Origin of the sequence: Butyrivibrio sp. XPD2002 (assembly GCF_000423945.1) — a bacterium.
GTDB lineage: Bacteria > Bacillota > Clostridia > Lachnospirales > Lachnospiraceae > Butyrivibrio.
Genome location: NZ_AUIY01000021.1, coordinates 87538 through 102314, shown reverse-complemented (window position 1 = coordinate 102314; position 14777 = coordinate 87538). Strand labels below are relative to the sequence as shown.

The window sequence follows — 14777 nt, the reverse complement described above, 5'->3', positions numbered from 1 at the left end:
AGGTAAGCCATGAAATCCCTGTAATCCCAGGGCTCTACATTCAGAATCAAAGGGAGCTTATCAATCTTAAATTTTTGATATTTGGGAGAATGAGAATCCTCATAAGCCCACTGTTTAAGCGGAATATATCTACAGATAAAGTTGATCAACCAGCAGTTTTGTTGATAGAGCTGATGGATGATTTCAAGTAAATAAAGTATAATGTTCACGAGCATTGTTTCCTTTGCGGGATGTTTTCTTGGTCGTTAACATTATACCAAAAGGGAGGTCAATGCTCTTTTTATTTTGAACTCCCGAAAAATAGAGGATTTATAAAGAAAAAAGGAGTGTCGATTAGACACTACCTTTTCTTACGAGGAGGGTAAAAGAATGGAAACTATCAAGACTCGATAAGAATGTCTCCGTGGGATTTTCAGTATTAGCCAACATCATCACTATCGTAGGCTCGATCACACTTCTCTCAGCCTGCAAAAACTTTGCTCCCGGTCAGCTTGACTACACAACTGATACAAGACCGCTGCCTTCACAGGATACTCCGGATAATCCGGTTCCTCCGCAGCAGTAAAGGGTTGCATATTTTTTATACGAACAGTAATAAAACAGGTCACTTCCCGATATGGGTTGTGACCTGCTTTTTGTTTACCACTATTTTTTTTTTAAACAATTACCTTATCTCTCATCCTACCGATGGCATCCATAGCCAGCTTACTTCTCTCGCACTCCTCTGCCACCAGGGATATCTGCCAGCAAAGCTCGGAGCCCTTCATGTGCTCTGAAGCGTATGACAGTCCGTTGGTCCTCTCATCAAGGAAGGGTCTGTCGATCTGGTTGGGATCTCCCAAAAGAATGATCTTGGTGTCCTTACCTGCTCTTGTGATGATACCCTTAGCCTGTGCAGGCGTCATATTCTGGGCCTCATCGATTATCAGATATGTCTTTAAAATAGAACGGCCTCTGATAAAGTTAAGAGCTTCTGTCTGAACAATTCCTCTCTCGAAGATCTCATCAGTTTTATCCTGAAGCTCCTTCTCATCAGCATATCTCTCCTCTTCACTTGAGTCGATGAGCTGCTCTAGGTTATCGATGATAGGTCTCATAAGAGGTCCTATCTTATCCTGCTCGTCTCCCGGAAGGAAACCGATGTCATCATCAAACTGTGAATTGGGTCTGCAGATAAGAATTCGTCTGTACTCGCCTGTGGGACGGTTCACCATCTTCTCAAGGCCTACTGCCAGTGAATAGAAGGTCTTGGCTGTACCTGCCATACCCTTTACTATTACAAGCGGTGCCTTCTCAGCAGGCTGCATCAGTGCTTCCTGAAGGAAATACTGACCTGCATTCCTGGGTGTTACGCCGTAGGGCTGAGCCTTTTCAAATTCAAGCTTCCTGATGACACCGTGGTCAACCCTGCCCATCTGGGTCTTATTGGTGGACTGGTCACCCTGAAGTATTACAAATTGGTTCTCATAAAGCTCCGGCTTCACCTTATCGCCGTTCTCGTCGCAGGTGTAAACTGCATCTACCGGAACTCCCTTTCTTCTAAACTCCTTAAAAATCTCTTCCGGTGCGTAAACTCTTATACGTCCGGAGTACTGCTCTCCATGTGATACTACCTGTTCAGTTGTAAAATCCTGAGCCTTGATACCCAGAAGCTGCGCCTTGATACGCATCAGAATATCCTTGGTTACAAGGATAACTTCCTCTTTACTGGTATCTGCCAGCCCTTTGCAAACTCTGAGGATACGGTTGTCTGATTTATACTCCACCATATCCTTGGGCAGTTCGACGTCCTTAAAGTTCTTCTCAACTCGTAGGGTTGCGCCGTCCTGTAGTTCTACTCCCTTGGTAAGATCTCCCTTCTCCCGCAGCAATTCAAGCAAGCGGATTACTTCTCGGACATTGGCACCGCGTTCACCTTCGTCGCGTTTGTGCGTATCCAGTTCTTCAAGTACCACCAGAGGTAAAACGACATCATTATCATCGAAACACCTAAGCGCATGTGGTGCCTGAATGAGGACATTAGTATCGAGTACATAGATTTTTTTCATGCACTTCCCCCCATCCTATTTAGTTAGACGAGTGCTATCAGGTCATCGGAAAATCAGACATTTTCCATATAGAAGAAACAGGTAACCTGACCCTTTTGTCTATGTCATGATTATACCATATTTTGTGTTTCTGCACTATTAAAATTACAAGTAATTGTGGTATTAACCCTTTGTAAAATAGCCATATTATATGATATACTTGAAGAAGGAATGCAATGATTTCTATCGGTTTTTAGAATATTATAATTGCATTATCTTTTTTGGGGGAGGCGACAATCTTGGCACTTTTCGGCAGGAAATACGAAGAAGAATATGATAACAGTTACTTGCCGCTGGAAGAGTTTGCCCCTACCATCAGCAGGCAGGAGGTAGTTAAGCGCAAAAAGCTCACTGACCTCATAGCGCCTATTCGCGATATTCCCACAGCATTAAAAGGAAGAAGAGACCAGATTGAGGGCGACCTTGATTCATTTTCATCTGATCAGGACGAGAGCTATTCAGAGCTGGATTCAGATATCACTGAGATAATATCCGCATCTGAAGGGCATATCAGCGATGTAAAAACATTAAACGAAACCATAGAGAAGGTGCGCGACGCCCTCTCTTCTATTAAAGATACTACTGACAATATCCCGGACCTTCCCGACAAGTCAGCCTTCGAGGACAAGACCGAGATTCCACAGATCAATCTTCCCAAGCTCTCCGAGGAATATATGCCTGATCCGGGGCTAGTGTCACAGATAAGAAGCTACTCTTCTTTTTCGCACATATTGAAAAAAAGCGTTGAGTACACTCTGTCCTCATTGGAGCAGTATCACAAGCAGGTTCAGAGTCTCTCGGAAAAGAAGGAACAGCTTGAGGCTCTCTCATCCGAGGCAGATCTTCTTGCAATCCACACTACTATAGAAGCAACTCACATGAATGAGGAGAGCCGTGAATTTTCAACCAAGGTTGCAGCACAGGTGGGTGACCTCTCAAGGAGAATCCACGATATATCCGCAGCCCTTGACGCAGAGCTCCTTGCTCTTGAGAACGGTTTTAAGACAGTGCGCTCCTCTGTGCACACAATTCAGTCTGCCCACAGGGATGCCACCAGATATTCCGACATGTACTCCTCTGCAAGTAACGAATACTACAGACAGAGTACTAACTACACGAACATTCTCATCCAGAGTCTTTCAACTCTTAACCAGGATTTCCGTGAGGTCATGAAAAAGCGCGACGCCGCCTGCGATGACTACTTAAAGGCCCTCGATGTTTTCAGGTCGGATGTCATGTCCTCCGCAAGAGAAATCATGTACAAGGGAAACCGCATCGGAAGCGTCCTTGACGGCTGCATCCGCGGCTCCTCTTCTCTTTCCGATGAGATGACTGAAACCCTGGATAAAATAAAGGAGCTTCAGACCTCCCTTGCTGCAGTAAGGAAAACCGATGCCATCAGGAAATCGAAATACTCCGCAGCACTTCTTAAGGCCTTTGATCAGGATATTGTATGGCTACGGAATAAGATAGAAGGCGTCATTGAAGCCGCTGAAGAAGAAAGCTGAAATACAATAATTTTATACATAAAAACAAAAGAGCCGGTACTTATGTACCGGTCTCTTTCTCCCTCATAGAATATAAACCGCAGAACGATTTATAAAATTGTATACTTTGTATACCTGTTCATCAAACTCTTAACATACTTAGATTTTATCATACTTTTGCAGAAAAACAATATAAAAGCTTACGATTTTTCATAAATTTTATAAAATTTGATTAAAAATCGTTTCCGAAGCTTATTCTCACGCTTCGCAACCAATCTATATTTCTATCCTTCTTTAGTACGCAAGTATGTCAAAAAGTTTCCTACGGATTGTTTATAAGTATAGGTGCAGTGAACTTTGTCTCCTGTGTCACAGGATCATAAAATTCGATCTTCGTACTCACCTTGCTGAGTGGAAGCAGGTTATTGCTTGTAAGCTGCTCGTTATCAATAACAAACTGAACGTATCCTGCTGTGTGAGGTAATAATCCCGTATCATCAGTCTTACATTCAACTACGGTGCCATTTACCTTCGCCTCTCCTATTCTCGCGCGGATAACCTCATCGCTGTTGTTCTCCACATAGAGTACAACTGCAGGTCCAAATCCGCTGTAGCCCACATCAAGAGCCTCATAATTTACGATCACATTATTTTCATCATACTGATGGGTAGCATCACCCTTATTCAGAGTAGCCTTATTCTTCTTAAGCCCTGTCTTCATGGAGACCTTGCCACTTATCTGATCATCTGATCTGAGTGCTAATGATACTGTTGAAAAGGTCTTGAATATATCCAGAGAATTCAGGTATCTGTCCGTAAATGTAAGCCTTCCTTCGGCCTCTCCGCCTGCAGGAACATTTAGTTCAAAGTCAGCATCCACCTTTACATCATTTATTGCAGCTGCTTCGCAGGTAACAACCTTATCGGCAGAGCCCTTATTCTCAGCCTTCATCTCGATGTAATAGGGATTCTCGGTGTTTTCCTTATCGTATTTTAGTCCCTTTACGGAAACGGTCAGATCCTCCGTCTCCCAGACTACCTGTTTTTTAAGCTTAGCCCCGTGAAGCGGGCTGTTTTTCCTGATGTTCAAAAGTAAAATAGCCGCAACCGCGCCCAATATAAATACAATGATCAATACGGCGCTGAGAGCTTTGTTTCTGGTCTTTTCTTCAGTCTCGGGAGCTTCTATTTTCGCTCCGCATTTTTCACAAGTTGTTGAATTATCCGGTATTTTTGCTCCACAATTCGTACAAATCATTACTTCCCCTCCTAATAATAATAGTATCGAATATAATTGTTATATTTAGTATCTCATAAGCGGCCATCCCAAACTATGTATATTTCATAAACATTTTATAAAATATAAAAAACTAAAAAGACTGCCGCATTACTGCAGCAGTCCTGGCTATTTTAACTATCAATTTAAAATCTCATATATCTTGGACGACCTGAGCTGACAACATAATCCTCAGCAAAAATATAGGCCACAAGCTTATCGCGGTAGTAGAACTCACATCTGTTACCCACAAGCTCATCCATTACAAGAGTGATGGTGTCTACCCTTATACAGTCCTCAGTCTCAGCGTACCAGAGTCCCTGCACATTCTGAGCGTAGGTGATAACGAAATCCTTAAGCTCACAATAGTGGAATCTGTCATAGGTGATGAGCATTCTTGATCTTTTGCACTCTTCTCTTCCTGCCTTGGGAATCCTTGCGCCTATGATCTTTATCCTTCCACTCTTCATGTGTCTGAAGGAGATCATGATATCATGTCCCTCCTCAAGAGCCTGATAAAGAACAAAGGGGTGTGTGCTGCAATAGAGCTTCTCACTGCCGTATCCAAGCTTTCTACGAAGCTGGGTAAGGACAAGTCTGATCTTCGCAAGAAAAGCTTCGTCCTCGCTGTCCCTTTTCACCTGGAGTCTGAGCATCACTGCATGCTCTGCCTGGAGATAATAATAGTAAGCCTTGGATATGTCCGAAGGTCCTCCTATACCCTTGCGGTACATATCACCCATCTCATAGGCGAGGTCTGCAAATCTGCATCTGTAATGACCCTTTCCTTCACTTATAAATTTCTTTAGCTCTCTTCGGTACTGGCTTCTGGTGGTGCGTCTGATACCGATTCTGCTTTCGTCTCTTTCTTTCATAACCCATATAATATCATATCTATGTTTCCTTTACACGCACGACTTTATTTCGTATACTTCTATTAGATTTTTAAGAAAAGGAGTTTATCTTAATGTCAGTTGCAAAAAAATATTCGCATCTTGGTATAGCTATAGTTTTCTACATGATATTATCCAACGTTCTCGCATCAGTTGTGGTGGCAATTGCCTCATTTATTTATACACTGTTTTATATGTTTAGCATGATGGCAGATGGCGGCATGTCTACACCGACTATTGATCCGGCTCTTGTAACAGAGATAACTACCAGGTTCAGCTCAAACACAGGAATGATCAACCTTGCTTCCATGTGCGTAAGCTACTTTGTTTGTATTCCGCTCACAATTTTGATTCTTAATTCCAGAGGACACAGAGATATTCCCACACTCAGCGGTTTTAAATTCTCCACTCCTTACGAGAATTCCCTGAAAAGGAATCTCACACCCTGGGAATTTTTCAATTTCCTTATGTTTATGTTCCCTCTTGGAATAATCGGATCAGCGATAGGTGCAGGACTTGCATATCTCGTATCTCTTGTCACAGGCAACGATATGAACAACCTTCTGACCTCAATGATCTCGGATATGCCCCTGGGTCTTGTGCTTCTTCTCACAGTAATACTTGCTCCGATATTCGAGGAGATACTTTTTAGATACGCTGTTGTAGGCTACTGCAGACGTTACGGCGAATGGAATGCGATCTTTGTATCAGGCTTTATATTCGGTCTTATTCACACCAATATATTCCAGTTCTTCTATGCATTCTTCCTGGGAATAGTACTTGCTTACGTATACGTTTACACAAGACGCCTTATATATACGATCATCATGCACATGACCTTCAACTGCTTCGGCGCCTTTATTCCGCTTTTGATCGATCCTACACTTAAAAACGCTACTTCACCGGGTATGATCATTTACAACCTCGTTCAGTATGGATTAGCCATTATAGGATTTATTCTTCTGATCATGTTTATTGCAAAAGGTAATCTGCTTCAGAACACTCCCGGAGCTCCGATCCAGGGTAAGTTCAGCATAAAGTCGATCCTGAATGTCGGCATGATCGCACTTATACTTGTATGTACCGGTCTTACAATACTTATCTCGGTGATGCTGTAAACAAGCAAAAATATCGCCCTTGTTCATTGCGAGCAAGGGCGTTTCTTATTTTTCCTATATAATTTTTTAAGCTTACAGCATCTCTACAATTTCCTGTGAGAAATCTGCATATCCGTTTTTATAGAGCTCCTGAACGAATTCTACAGCCTTCTGTCCGGATTCCTCGATCGGAACGCCCTGACTGTATATGTACTCTATCTTATTGCCGTTTGCCATGATAAAGTTCACCTGTGTTCCAATGATCTGGCCATCACCGACATCCATTCCTACTACTTCCACATCGGTAACCTCACGAACACGTCCGGCTGCAAATAATACTCTCATATAAAAACCTCCTTTTCCTGCTACTCATTAATCATCATCGGAATCGTCGGAATCAAAATTAATTTCCTTAAGTCTCTGAGCTTCCTTATAAATACCATCAAGTGAATCCTTGAAGTTCTCAAACTTCTCAACAGCATTCTGTGCATTCTTAAGTCCGTCACTGGAGAGGGCTGCAACCTCCTGGCTGGTAGCAGACAGATTGGAGATACTATCATTGATCTCATTTGTAGAGTTATTGATCATCTCCATGCTGTTTCCGATCTCTTCGATCTTGCCAATGAGATCCTCAACATTGCTGTCGATGGTTTCAAAGGCCTGTGCTGTATCACGGATAACTTCATTCTGAAGTTCAACGGATTCAACGGTATTATCGATACTTTCCATAGCCTTGTTGGCATCCTCGGTAAGCTCTCCAATAATCTTTGTGATCTCATTTGAAGCGTTGTTGGTCTGCTCTGACAGCTGTCTGATATCCTCAGCAACTACCGCAAATCCTTTTCCTGCTTCACCTGCTCTTGCTGCCTCAATTGATGCATTCAGAGCAAGGAGGTTTGTCTGTTTTGAAATCGCCATGATGGATCCCAGGATCTTCTGTACATCCTCCACCTTATTAAGAACGGCCTTGGTGGACTCTGCTGTAATCTGGCTGGCTGAGCGAACGCCTCTTGCCTTGTCACGCAGAACCTCGATTGTCTTTGCAACCTCTGCGATGGTTTCCTTGGTGCTGGCAGAAGCATCGATCATCTGCTGGCGCTGATCATCTGCAACCTGTGTCTGTTCTCTGATCTCTGCAACCTTCTGAGCCTCATCGGTAACGGCATTAGCTGTGCTCTCTGTAGATCCGGCAATATCCTTCATTCCATTAGAGGTATTCTCAATGATGGACTCCAGCTCTGCTATACTGCCCTGGGCCTGATCGAAGTGCTTGGCAATTCTGCGTGCAACCTTACCCATATCCTTGCTTGCAGCTTCCTGCACCTGATTGTGTTCTTCAATTGTTGAAAAATGCTCTTCATTAAAGGTGTACAGGAGGTTCTGAGCAAAATATGCTGACATGATAAGGAGTACTGTGGCAATTCCTGAAAGGACGATCTCTGTCATGCCCCTATCCTGTCTCGCCATAACACGGAAAGCGCAGATAACATACATAAGTAAGATTACTGTGCTTCCTCCGATTATGATACGCCTGTTCATATAGATAACGGCACATACAAGGATCGGAAGTCCGAACATAACATAGAACAGTTGGTTTTCAACGAGCATAACGATTACGAAGGTAACTGTAGCTCCAATCATAATAAGAACCGAGCCGAGCTTTTCCTCCTTGAATCTTGTAACGCCGGCACTCATAACAGCTATGCTGACGGCAACAGATACAAGCTCAAGTATTCTGCCTCCAGAAAAGCCCTGAGTAACCCCCTCAATAATAAAGGCGAGTGCACAGGTACACACAATAATAAGGCATACCGCATACGCTCGCTGATTGGCACGGGAGAATTGATATTTATCCATAATGTCCTCCTGAATAAGAAAATATATGATCGCAGTTACAAAACTTTTCCACACATATTATTTTATCAGAATAGACGAAATACAGTTGTTAATTTTTACTAAATAAAGATTTCTCCTCTTTATAATTAATTTATAATTCTACTGTCTCTCAAAATAGTCTTTTCCCGAACAAATAAAGTAGGTACGGATATATCCGTCAGTCGATACAAAGGCTATCTCATCAGTGGATTCCAGATAGTAAATAGCATCCCCGTCCTCTGCCTCTGTCTTATGAAGGGCCTCGGGGTTATTTATAAGCGCATTGGCTGCGTCAAGGTACTCCTTCTGAGTAGAAAATCCCATCTCATGGCCATGCTTTTCAAAGTGGCTTCTCAGCTTCTCATCGCTCCAAAAACTGTAGGTGGCGGAAGCTGCGATTTTCTCCTTCTCCTCAATAGCTGCAATAGCTGACTCGGCTGCACTTGTCGCCGCTTCATCCGTACCGGTTATAACCTCCGCTGCGTTCTCAACCTTCTCATAGGATGAGCTCTCTGCAGGCTCATCCTCAGTCTTCGCCTGATTGGGTGCTATGATGTGCGGATAGATTATTATGTAAATAGCGCACAGAAACAGGAGCGCCATCATTCCAAGGTTGTAAGTTTTTGATTTTTTTCTGGGTGTCGGTCTCATATTGCTCCATTTCTATTTATATACGAACTCGCGCTGAATCCAGAAGCTAAGCAAAAACAGGATACAGTCAACAGGTATCTTTACCAGCACTTCCGGAACGCTGGGGAAAAATCTGTAAATATAGGTAACTCCGTAGCCGCTGAGGAGAACGATCATAACTGCCAAAACGGCATACTTCACCGCACTCATCCACTTGTTCTCGGTTCCCTTAAATACCACCTTGTAATTCACACTGAAATTGTAGGTGGCGGATACGACTCTCGCTAAAATGGTGGAGAGCATGATGTATCCCACAGGAAGGCCCTGTACTCTTCTGAATATTCTGCAGAACAGAGCAAACATCAGCATGTCAACAAGGCTTGATGACAACGATGAAACTATGAACTTGCCAAACACTGCATAAATTCTGATGGAATCCCTGATAGGATGAAAATGGCTGGATTTATTCTCTTCGATATAGATGGTCTGAATATCCACCTCCCTGATGGGAACTCCCTCAGCCTTGGTAGCAAGGAGCATGTTGGTCTCAAATTCAAACCTCTCACCATTTTCATTTAAAAGATATCTCATGAAATTGGCAGGAATAGCCCTGAGCCCTGTCTGTGTGTCGGATACGTGGACACCCGCAAGGGATTTCATGACTCTGCTGGTGGTCTTATTGCCAAAAACGGATCTGGCAGGAATGCCACTCTCATCGAAATCCCTGCAGCCCATAATAAGGCTGTCCGGATACTCCATAAGCTCCGCCTTGACGCGGCCTATATCAGTGGTGGTGTGCTGTCCGTCCGCATCTGCGGTGATAACACCCACAAGGTCAGAGTACTCAACGAGACAGTAATTAAACGCATCCTTTAACGCTCTGCCCTTTCCCATATTGACTGCGTGCTTTAAGACTATAACGCCATAGTCATTTTCGGCTCTTTTAAAAATGCCCCCGTAGACGTCATCGTCAGAGCCGTCATTTACAACGATTATCGGTGAAAAGCCTGCCGTATTTATCTCAGACAAAAGCTTTATTAATTTTTCATCAGGCTCGTAGGCCGGTATTATTATCGGTACTGTTGCACTCATGTTTTAAGATTAGTAACTCCATATCAGTACAGGTACACCGGTATGAGCTTTAAGCTATCTCCGGTATCCTCTACCTTATATAATTTCCAAAATTCAAATTCTTCGCCATTTTCCATAAATCCTGAAAAGGCATTCTTATCATAGAGCTGTGCAGACTCAGCAAAAACATACTCCGCATGGCTCTTTCTTATCTTATCTGTCAATGTAATGGCATCATCAGACTCAGTAAGTGTATCATAAACTGCGGGAACAGGGGAAACTTCTTTACTTAAATATGTATCGTGAACCCAATGTCCCGGATCGCCGCTTCGAAGGTTCAGTACGCGGTGTCCCCAGAGAACCCTGTGTCCGTACAGAGCCTCAATAAAGCGCTGACCACCATCATCTATCATATCCGCATTATAAGCAGCCTTCTCCTCAAGGGTCTTTCGATATCCGTAAAGAGAATTGTAGGTGCCCACATAGTCCGCATTTAGAAGCACAAAAAGTATGATAAGAATATAAATGATATTCCTCTTGTTCTTCCAGTAATCATCATGGTCAGGATTCCCTGCTTCCTCGACAGCCCTCTTGCTGCCTGCATAGGTCAGGGCAACGCCCATAAGAAGATACATGCTTCCCATGGTAAAGGGTGCGCCGTATCTTGCAAGAGAATTAGTCATTGCGAAGGCATCAAGGTACTGATCCTCAGCCTGGAACAGAGATATGTGTGCTATGAAAATAATTCCATAAGAGATTATTCCTGAAAGCCCAAAGAAAAGAGCAAATCTCTTCCTCTCTCTGTGAGGAATGATCTCCTTTTTAATCATCAGAATAAGTGCTGCAAAAATAAGGACGATCATCACTCCGATGGGCATATCAAAGGTGACGTTATGGTCTGCATGCATGGGCATGGTCCAAAGTCCCAGGAAGAAATACCACGCCTTCTGAGCGGCGTTGGCAGGTACAACGTAGGAGCCTGTAGCCATCCTTATTCCAAGGCCTGTAGCCTTGGCAACTCTTCTGTTAATAAAGCAGAACAGGAGCCAGCTTCCGTAAAAGGTCGCTGCAAAAAGTGCTGCAAGGCAGATGCCCTTTACCTTTGATGCTCTTCTTCCCTTTCCGGGATTGGTCATAAAGAAGAAAATAAGAGCGAAAACAGCCCACTCGATTCCAACGGATTTGGTCAGCAAAAGAACCGCTGTGTAGAGCGCAATCCTTCCATAATAGAAGATGTTCTGATGTCCGTCCTTATCCCAGATAGCATACAAAAGAGCACCGTAGACAATACCCATGGTAATGTCCGCGGGTGTTCCGTAAAAGATGATTCCGTTGATGATTCCGGGAAGCATGAATGCCAGGAAGGTTGCAGGAGCCGCAAGCTTGGTGCTGACTCCCTTAACGATCGGCATAAGAAATACAAAATTCAGTGTGTAGTAGCCTGCAAACTGAAGACTTTCCATGTACTTTTTAGAACTGATCTCAAGGAATATCCACTTAAAAATGGAGGTCACCGGAGGGTAATCTCCAAACTCAGGAGATACATTTCCATATTTTCCGGGAAAGCCATTCAGATAATAGAGCTGCTTTGCATCCGATGACCAGAAGTTGATATCATCCCACCATGTAAAAATCTGATTCCTTGTAAGGAAGGTCACCACTGCAATGATAAATATAAACGCGAAAACCTCAGGCCTTGCAAAGACCTGAAGGCATCTCTTAAAGCTATGTCTGTTATGGTTTATATGTATGATCTTCTGACTGACTCCGGGGGTCTTTTTGAACATAAAATCCGCAAGACAAAGTCCGCCGAAGATCAGGATCGTTGCAATGGATGAAACATATATGAACTTCATCCCACGGAAGAGTGCCAGGACATACAGAAAAAGAATCTGTATAGCTCCTGTCACCGCAATGGTGTCACATATGCTCTCCCTGAATTTCACTGACAGCAGCGCTGCCGTTATGAAAAATGCTATTGGAATCAAAAACCACATAATGTTAATAAGTCTCCAAGTCTGATTATTTTAAAGCTTAAAGAGTGTTCCGATTATTCCTCTTCCAAGGCTGGCCCCAATATTGCCGCCAAGTGTCTTACCGAATCTGCCAAAGCCCTTGCCGGCTGCCTTGCCGACCTCTCGTCCAACTGTTCCGCTGACAGTAGATGCGACGGACTTTGCTGCGCGCTTCTTGGCAGCCTCTTCCTGCTGCTTCTTGCGCTCCTCTGCCTTTATAGCAGCAGCTGCCTCACGCTCCTTAGCCTTTATAGCGGCAGCCTCCTCCTTAAGTCTTGCCTTCTCAGCCTCTGCCTCTGCTTTTGCTTTTTCAGCAGCTTCGGCATCAAGGACGCCCTTTCTCTGAAGCATCTCATAGGCTGAATCAGAGTCAACGGCATTAGCATATTTGCTGTAAAGGAGACTTCCCTTTATAGCGTTATCTCTTGCAGAGTCATCTATTCCGCCAATCTTACTCATAGGAGGAAGAATGAACGCTTTTCTTACAACGCCGGGTGTTCCGTCCTCATCAAGGAAGGAAACCACAGCCTGTCCTGTTCCAAGCTCCATTATCACATCAAAGGTCTTAAAATCAGGGTTCTCTCTAAAGGACTCAGCCGCAGCCTTAACCGCCTTCTGATCAGCGGGAGTATAGGCATGAAGCGCATGCTGAATCTTGTTACCGAGTTGCGCAAGAACTCCATCGGGAATATCCCTAGGATTCTGGGTTACGAAGTAAACACCGACGCCCTTTGAACGGATAAGCTTAACCACCTGCTCAATCTTAGCAAGGAGCGCCTTGGAGGTATCCTTGAAAAGGAGATGTGCTTCATCAAAGAAGAATACCATCTTGGGCTTTTCCATATCTCCCACTTCCGGAAGAGTCTCAAAAAGCTCAGAGAGCATCCACAAAAGGAAGGTGGAATATAAAACGCCGTTATTTATAAGACTCTCGGAATCAAGAATTGAGATCATTCCCTTTCCGTTAGTGTCTGTTGTAAACCAGTCTGTAAGGTTAAGCGCAGGCTCTCCGAAAAATACGTCGCCGCCCTGGGTCTCAAGAGAAACCACCGCTCTTAAAATAGCGCTCAGGGACTGCGGACTCATCTTGCCGTAGTCAGCAGCGTAATCCTTATTATTCTCAGAAAGCTCATTAAGAAGAGCCTTCAGATCCTTGGTATCAAAAAGGAACCAGCCGTTGTCATCGGCTATCTTGAAAGCAATTGTAAGAATGTCACTTTGAAGATCATTAAGTCCAAGAATACGTGAAAGAAGAATGGGACCCATCTCGGAAATGGTGGTTCTCAGCGGAATACCCTTTTCCCCGAAAATATCCCAGAATGTAACAGGATACTTTTTATATTCATATCCTGTATTCTCTAATGAAAAGCTCTGAATCCTATCCTCCATTCCGGAGCCTTCCTGAATCATGCCGGCAAGGTCGCCCTTTACGTCCGCAAGAAAAACAGGAACCCCCATATCGGAAAAGGATTCCGCAAGTACTTTTAATGTAACTGTTTTACCGGTACCAGTTGCACCCGCAATAAGTCCGTGTCTGTTTGCCATCTTAGGCAAAAGATACAGAGCCTCCCCATTATCTGCTCTGGCAACAAAAACCTTCCCATCTTTAACCATTTTTCATACCCTCCCATTTATTATTTTCAGAACTCGTCTACAACGCCTTCCATAAAGAAGTCCTTGTAGTAAGTCTTATAATCAGCATCAATCTTCCTGCACTCGGAAATGTATGCCTTCTTAACCTCATCAGGACTAAGCTTATAACCATGAGTGCCTGCAAACTCGGACATTCCCTCAAGTATAAGCTGATTTCTCTTATCATTAAGCTCATCCGTAAGGCTCGCAACCTCACCGTCAATCGAATGAAGCTTGGCGCCAAAGCCCGCGCGAAGATCTGGATTTTGTTTTAACTTCAAAAAGAATTTATCCATGATATACCTCCGACAAAACGAATTATGCGAATAGCATCTTAAGGGCACTTTCGTACTCTTCCACCTGGCTCTTATGAACTGACTCACATATCTCGCGGCATTTCTTCTTAGATTCCGCAGAATCAGAAATGCTCATGCCATTCTCCGCGGCATAGTCCTTGATAGCGCCAATTACGAGTTCGTCCCTCTTCTTGTTGTACTCGTCGATTATTTCATTCATCTCATCAGTTTTACCTGCAAGAAAATCTCTGAGCTCATGTCTGAACTCTTCATCATTTTTAAGTCTCTCAATGAATTCGTCCACTCAAAATCCCTCCTGCCATAAGATAATTCTAAAAAAGAAAATCTATTTCTATTTTAACTAGATTTTGGGTTCAAAACAATAAACCAATAAATATATAATATTATTTTTATATTT

Annotated in this window: 14 protein-coding genes and 1 pseudogene; 3 read left to right on the top strand and 12 right to left on the bottom strand. The window is 43.5% G+C overall.

Going from position 1 to position 14777, the window contains the following annotated elements; genetic code table 11:
* Positions 1-209 (bottom strand): annotated as a pseudogene (locus tag G587_RS26760) (transposase); the annotation flags it as partial.
* Between the two features lie 194 nt (positions 210-403).
* Here G587_RS26760 and G587_RS25505 point away from each other — a divergent pair.
* The gene (locus tag G587_RS25505) at positions 404-565 is read left to right on the top strand and encodes a hypothetical protein (RefSeq protein WP_155829527.1); all 162 of its coding nucleotides are present in this window, start codon (positions 404-406) and stop codon (positions 563-565) included.
* Between the two features lie 91 nt (positions 566-656).
* On the opposite strand, the gene G587_RS0112305 is transcribed toward G587_RS25505, so the two are convergent.
* Positions 657-2048, bottom strand: coding sequence for a PhoH family protein (locus tag G587_RS0112305; protein ID WP_026492495.1), 1392 nt, complete (start codon positions 2046-2048; stop codon positions 657-659).
* A gap of 278 nt (positions 2049-2326) precedes the next feature.
* On the opposite strand from G587_RS0112305, the gene G587_RS0112300 reads away from it, so the two are divergent.
* Positions 2327-3595 carry a hypothetical protein gene (locus G587_RS0112300; RefSeq protein WP_026492494.1) on the top strand — a complete coding sequence of 423 codons (1269 nt, stop codon included), beginning with the start codon at positions 2327-2329 and terminating at the stop codon, positions 3593-3595.
* Between the two features lie 301 nt (positions 3596-3896).
* On the opposite strand, the gene G587_RS0112295 is transcribed toward G587_RS0112300, so the two are convergent.
* Together G587_RS0112295 and G587_RS0112290 are read right to left on the bottom strand one after the other, a co-directional pair.
* Positions 3897-4832 carry a zinc ribbon domain-containing protein gene (locus tag G587_RS0112295; protein WP_026492493.1) on the bottom strand — a complete coding sequence of 312 codons (936 nt, stop codon included), beginning with the start codon at positions 4830-4832 and terminating at the stop codon, positions 3897-3899.
* 164 nt (positions 4833-4996) lie between these two features.
* Positions 4997-5725, bottom strand: a complete 729-nt coding sequence (locus G587_RS0112290; protein WP_026492492.1) for an SEL1-like repeat protein — start codon at positions 5723-5725, stop codon at positions 4997-4999.
* A 92-nt stretch (positions 5726-5817) separates the two neighbouring features.
* Between G587_RS0112290 and G587_RS24525 the strand changes: the two genes are divergently transcribed.
* The gene (locus G587_RS24525) at positions 5818-6861 is read left to right on the top strand and encodes a CPBP family intramembrane glutamic endopeptidase (RefSeq protein WP_051201006.1); all 1044 of its coding nucleotides are present in this window, start codon (positions 5818-5820) and stop codon (positions 6859-6861) included.
* 72 nt (positions 6862-6933) lie between these two features.
* On the opposite strand, the gene G587_RS0112280 is transcribed toward G587_RS24525, so the two are convergent.
* The 8 genes from G587_RS0112280 to G587_RS0112245 form a co-directional block, all read right to left on the bottom strand.
* Complete coding sequence (locus G587_RS0112280; RefSeq protein WP_026492491.1) at positions 6934-7185, bottom strand: hypothetical protein; 252 nt, start codon at positions 7183-7185, stop codon at positions 6934-6936.
* A 27-nt stretch (positions 7186-7212) separates the two neighbouring features.
* Positions 7213-8697, bottom strand: a complete 1485-nt coding sequence (locus G587_RS0112275; protein WP_026492490.1) for a methyl-accepting chemotaxis protein — start codon at positions 8695-8697, stop codon at positions 7213-7215.
* Positions 8698-8835: 138 nt separating this feature from the next.
* A complete protein-coding gene (locus G587_RS24520; protein ID WP_051201005.1) occupies positions 8836-9366 on the bottom strand; it encodes a hypothetical protein in 531 nt (176 codons plus the stop codon).
* 12 nt (positions 9367-9378) lie between these two features.
* The gene (locus G587_RS0112265; RefSeq protein WP_026492489.1) at positions 9379-10437 is read right to left on the bottom strand and encodes a glycosyltransferase; all 1059 of its coding nucleotides are present in this window, start codon (positions 10435-10437) and stop codon (positions 9379-9381) included.
* Between the two features lie 23 nt (positions 10438-10460).
* A complete protein-coding gene (locus G587_RS0112260; protein WP_026492488.1) occupies positions 10461-12413 on the bottom strand; it encodes a hypothetical protein in 1953 nt (650 codons plus the stop codon).
* A 30-nt stretch (positions 12414-12443) separates the two neighbouring features.
* The gene (locus G587_RS0112255; RefSeq protein ID WP_026492487.1) at positions 12444-14045 is read right to left on the bottom strand and encodes a helicase HerA-like domain-containing protein; all 1602 of its coding nucleotides are present in this window, start codon (positions 14043-14045) and stop codon (positions 12444-12446) included.
* 26 nt (positions 14046-14071) lie between these two features.
* Complete coding sequence (locus G587_RS0112250) at positions 14072-14359, bottom strand: hypothetical protein (RefSeq protein WP_026492486.1); 288 nt, start codon at positions 14357-14359, stop codon at positions 14072-14074.
* Positions 14360-14381: 22 nt separating this feature from the next.
* On the bottom strand, positions 14382-14663 hold the full coding sequence (locus G587_RS0112245; protein ID WP_026492485.1) for a hypothetical protein: 282 nt from the start codon (positions 14661-14663) through the stop codon (positions 14382-14384).
* Positions 14664-14777: the final 114 nt, after the last annotated feature.

Bases quoted from the DNA above. Each gene is read 5' to 3' on its own strand.
- G587_RS0112305 (WP_026492495.1), bottom strand. From the start codon at position 2,048: ATGAAAAAAATCTATGTACTCGATACTAATGTCCTCATTCAGGCACCA.
- G587_RS0112295 (WP_026492493.1), bottom strand. From the start codon at position 4,832: ATGATTTGTACGAATTGTGGAGCAAAAATACCGGATAATTCAACAACT.
- G587_RS0112290 (WP_026492492.1), bottom strand. From the start codon at position 5,725: ATGAAAGAAAGAGACGAAAGCAGAATCGGTATCAGACGCACCACCAGA.
- G587_RS24525 (WP_051201006.1), top strand. From the start codon at position 5,818: ATGTCAGTTGCAAAAAAATATTCGCATCTTGGTATAGCTATAGTTTTC.
- G587_RS0112280 (WP_026492491.1), bottom strand. From the start codon at position 7,185: ATGAGAGTATTATTTGCAGCCGGACGTGTTCGTGAGGTTACCGATGTG.
- G587_RS0112275 (WP_026492490.1), bottom strand. From the start codon at position 8,697: ATGGATAAATATCAATTCTCCCGTGCCAATCAGCGAGCGTATGCGGTA.
- G587_RS24520 (WP_051201005.1), bottom strand. From the start codon at position 9,366: ATGAGACCGACACCCAGAAAAAAATCAAAAACTTACAACCTTGGAATG.
- G587_RS0112265 (WP_026492489.1), bottom strand. From the start codon at position 10,437: ATGAGTGCAACAGTACCGATAATAATACCGGCCTACGAGCCTGATGAA.
- G587_RS0112260 (WP_026492488.1), bottom strand. From the start codon at position 12,413: ATGTGGTTTTTGATTCCAATAGCATTTTTCATAACGGCAGCGCTGCTG.
- G587_RS0112255 (WP_026492487.1), bottom strand. From the start codon at position 14,045: ATGGTTAAAGATGGGAAGGTTTTTGTTGCCAGAGCAGATAATGGGGAG.
- G587_RS0112250 (WP_026492486.1), bottom strand. From the start codon at position 14,359: ATGGATAAATTCTTTTTGAAGTTAAAACAAAATCCAGATCTTCGCGCG.